The organism is Candidatus Symbiopectobacterium sp. (assembly GCF_020054415.1).
GTDB lineage: Bacteria > Pseudomonadota > Gammaproteobacteria > Enterobacterales > Enterobacteriaceae > Symbiopectobacterium.
On sequence record NZ_JAHWCO010000720.1, the window covers coordinates 1 to 3,960 of the forward strand.

Below are 3,960 nucleotides of genomic sequence, written 5' to 3' on the forward strand. Positions count from 1 at the left end.
AGCAGGACGGCTTTGATGCGATCACAAACACGCTTATCACGACTGGTGTCATGAAGGTGTTCGAGTTCGTCTTTTTGCTTGTCGGTAATAAATATCTTCATAGTGGGTGAGCATGATCTTCTTACCGCGTAAAATCAAGCACCTTCAATGATCACGGGTATAGAATAAAATACTCACGAGGCATGTGATACACTTCGTTAGCATATCGCGGTATGGCATGCTGAATAACCAATCATCACGGCTTGTTTTCGAACCACAATATTCATCAGGATGGACTATGTTGACGCTGCTGCATTTGCTCTCTTCCGTTGCACTACTGGTATGGGGTACCCATATCGTACGCACGGGTATTATGCGAGTTTATGGCGCAAACCTGCGCCGTATATTGAGTGCCAGCATCAAGAAAACCAGCATGGCGTTTCTTGCAGGGATCGGCGTAACAGCATTGGTGCAAAGCAGTAACGCCACCGCGCTGCTGGCCATCTCTTTTGTGTCGCAGCAATTGATTGCCCTTTCCCCTGCATTGGTGATTATGCTGGGGGCGGATGTCGGTACCGCGCTCATGGCGCGTATTCTGACATTCGACTTAGGCTGGCTTTCTCCCCTATTGTTGCTCTGCGGGATCGTGGCATTTCTGTCTAACCGCAAGACTCGCATCGGCCAGTTGGGCCGTGTGGGCATCGGCCTTGGATTGATCCTGCTGGCGCTGGAATTGATCGTCGCCGCCGCAGCCCCCATCACCCATTCCAGCGCAATACTGGTGATTTTCACCTCCATTTCGGATGACACGCTATTGGCGCTGCTACTTGGAGCAGTTTTTGCCATGGTCAGCTATTCCAGCCTTGCCGCCGTACTGCTGACGGCTACGCTGGCGGCAACCGCACTGCTTCCGCTGAAAATGGCACTGTGCATTGTGATTGGCGCCAACCTCGGCAGCGGTGTGCTGGCGATACTCGGAGGACGCGGACAAAGTGCCAGCGCGCGGCAATTGGTACTTGGCAGCATGTTGTTCAAGATTATCGGCTGCGTGTTGATTTTGCCTTGGCTGGCACCGCTAGCACAATGGATAGGCAGCACGGACATCGCTTTTGACGAAGCCGTTATCTATTTTCATGTCGTCTATAATCTGCTGCGCTGCCTGCTGATGCTGCCGCTGGTGACCAGCATGGCACGTCTGTGTCGTCGTTTGGTGCCCCATGAGGATATGAATAACGCCACCGCCGCACCGCGCTATCTCGACAACAGCGCACTGGATACCCCTTCGCTTGCCCTCGCCAATGCGGTACGCGAAACGCTGCGACTGGGCGACGTAGTAGCACAAATGCTGGAACGTTTTCGCCTGGTGTTATTGGGCGACAGAGAGCAAAAACGCGAGATCTGTCGCCTTGATGAAGAGGCAGACATGCTTCACAGTGCCATCAAGCTCTATCTTGCACAGATTCGTCAAGACGATTTGGGAGAGGAAGATTCGCGCCGTTGGGCGGAAGTGATCGATACGGCGTTGAACCTGAAACAAGCAGGCGGCATCCTCGAACATATTTCTTCATCGTTCACCAACAAGGCGCTGGATGCCCGTCTATCCTTATCCTCCGAAGGTATGGAAGAACTGCTGGCGCTGCATCAACGCCTTACCAGCTCCCTCTCGCTGGCGATGTCGGTGTTTCTCACCGGAGACATGACCAACGCCAAACGCCTGCGCCGAGCCAAGCACCGTTTGATTCTGCTGGGGAGACGCTACTCTCATGCGCATGTTGAACGTTTACACCAACAAAATCCGCAAAGTCTGGAAACCAGCTCACTGCATATGGGGTTGCTGGGGGATATTCGCCGTCTGAATTCACTGTTCTGTGCCGTGGCGTATCATGTGCTCGAACCGGACCCGGAAGATTCAGCAGAATAATCGTTGGTACAACGGCAGAAGGGCAGCAAAAACGCTGCCCTTCTGCACACTTATCATTCATCCTGCGATAAATGTTATACCTCTAACGTACTCAACACGACTGAGGACACGCGATTGCCAGTTCTTTATCCATGACGCATGGCGACGCACCGCCACCGCTACCGTTCCAGGTCGGTCCCATCGGCACCACGGGGATCGGCACGCTGACGGGACCGTGTTTAACCGCTTCCTGCACAACGGTTTGTACTGCACCACTCACAGCACCGCCGGCAGCGCCAGCGATACCGCCCACAGCGCCAAACCCGGCCGGATAAACAGACGATCCCTTACAACGGGAAAATACTCCATCTGAAAAACGGGATGGAAGCGCAAACCACGTTGTTTCTCTAACAGCGGAAAATATATCAGTGGATGCTGGCACCGTTTTACGATATGAAACACAGCGCCGCAGGGCCGGTGTATGAATAACCGCTGGCGCAAAAGCATTATCGACCAGCTGGATCTGGGGTTGCGCCGCCGGCTTCCGATGTTACACCAGACCGAATCAGCCGAATGCGGCCTAGCTTGTCTGGCGATGATTTGTAGCTACTACGGTAAAAATATCGATCTGAACGCCTTGCGCCAACAGTTTCGGCTCTCCACCCGTGGTACCACACTTGCCGGATTAAACGACTTCGCCACACAGTTGGGAATGACAACACGTGCGCTGTCGGTGGATCTGCACGAGCTTGAAGCGCTGAAAACCCCTTGTATCCTGCATTGGAACTTCAACCATTTTATCGTTCTGGTCAGCGCCAAGCATAACCGCTTTGTGGTACACGATCCGGCACAGGGGCGTCGCACCGTTGAGTTGGCTGAGATAGCGTGCTGTTTCACCGGTGTCGCGCTGGAAGTATGGCCGGGCAGTGAGTTCAAGGCTGAAGAAGTCACAAAGCGCCTCAGCGCCTGGCAATTGATCCGCAGCGTGCATGGGATCAAGGGAGCGCTGATCAAGATCTTTTGTCTTTCTCTGGTCATCGAAGCCATTACGCTCGTCGTTCCGGTTGGCACGCAACTGGTGATGGATCATGCCCTTCCCGCAGCCGATCGCGGGTTATTGAGCCTGACCTGTCTTGCGCTGGTTTTTTTTATTCTGCTACGGGCCGCCATCAGTATGGTTCGCGCTTGATCATCACTGGTGATGGGAACGCTGATCAACGTGCAATGGCAATCATGCCTCTTTATGCACCTGCTGCATTTGCCGCTGGATTATTTCGAAAAGCGTAAACTGGGAGACATCCACTCGCGCTTTGGCTATCTCGACACGCTGCGGGCCACCTTCACCGCCAGCGTGGTTGGTACCATCATGGATAGCATCATGGTGGCGGGGGGATTGATCATGATGTGGCTGTACGGCGGCCACCTGACACTGTTGGTGGTCTGCTTCACCCTTGTCTATATCCTGACCCGTTTTGCCACTTACAGCTACTATCGGCAGTTGTCTGAAGAAGCGCTGGTCAGGAGCGCACGTGCCAATTCCTATTTTATGGAGACGCTGTACGGCATTGCCACCATCAAGATGCAAGGCATGGGCGAACGGCGACACACGCATTGACTGAACCTGCAAGTCGATACCCTCAATACCGGCATCCGCATTACCCGACTGGATCTGCTCTTCGGCGGCGTAAACACCTTTATCGCCGCCTGTGCTCAAGTAGTGATCCTGTGGTTCGGTATCGATCTGGTTATCGATAATCAAATGACCCTTGGGATGTTTGTTGCGTTCTCGGCCTTTCGTAGCCAGTTTTCTGACCGCATCGCCTCGCTGGTCGCGTTTATTCTGCAACTGCGCATGATGGGCCTGCACAATGAGCGCATCAGCGACATCGCACTGAGTGAACGAGAGACTATCATGCCCACGATCGGGTCGTGTATTCAATATGGGCTTTGTTGAATAAATAGAACTTTTGGGTAATCATCGGAGCAGATCACCACAGTTGTTTCAAAATCAGGTCTCCATGGCAAAACAAAATTTTAAAATCACCAACTGGCCCTCTTATAACAAGGCCCTCAAGCAGCGC

At 53.3% G+C, this 3,960-nt stretch carries 2 protein-coding genes and 2 pseudogenes; 3 read left to right on the forward strand and 1 reads right to left on the reverse strand.

The window, feature by feature from the left end; genetic code table 11:
* Positions 1-277: 277 nt before the first annotated feature.
* On the forward strand, positions 278-1,900 hold the full coding sequence (locus tag QZ506_RS20735) for a Na/Pi cotransporter family protein (protein ID WP_291973613.1): 1,623 nt from the start codon (positions 278-280) through the stop codon (positions 1,898-1,900).
* 91 nt (positions 1,901-1,991) lie between these two features.
* On the opposite strand, the gene QZ506_RS20740 is transcribed toward QZ506_RS20735, so the two are convergent.
* Positions 1,992-2,192, reverse strand: a complete 201-nt coding sequence (locus QZ506_RS20740) for a hypothetical protein (RefSeq protein WP_291973614.1) — start codon at positions 2,190-2,192, stop codon at positions 1,992-1,994.
* A 14-nt stretch (positions 2,193-2,206) separates the two neighbouring features.
* On the opposite strand from QZ506_RS20740, the pseudogene QZ506_RS20745 reads away from it, so the two are divergent.
* Both QZ506_RS20745 and QZ506_RS20750 read left to right on the forward strand, forming a co-directional pair.
* Positions 2,207-2,368 (forward strand): annotated as a pseudogene (locus QZ506_RS20745) (colicin V secretion protein CvaA); the annotation flags it as partial.
* Positions 2,361-3,785, forward strand: a pseudogene (locus tag QZ506_RS20750) (peptidase domain-containing ABC transporter); the annotation flags it as partial. The pseudogenes QZ506_RS20745 and QZ506_RS20750, both read left to right, overlap by 8 nt.
* Positions 3,786-3,960 lie beyond the last annotated feature (175 nt).

Coding starts and splice junctions, on each gene's coding strand:
- QZ506_RS20735 (WP_291973613.1), top strand. CDS start 278: ATGTTGACGCTGCTGCATTTGCTCTCTTCCGTTGCACTACTGGTATGG.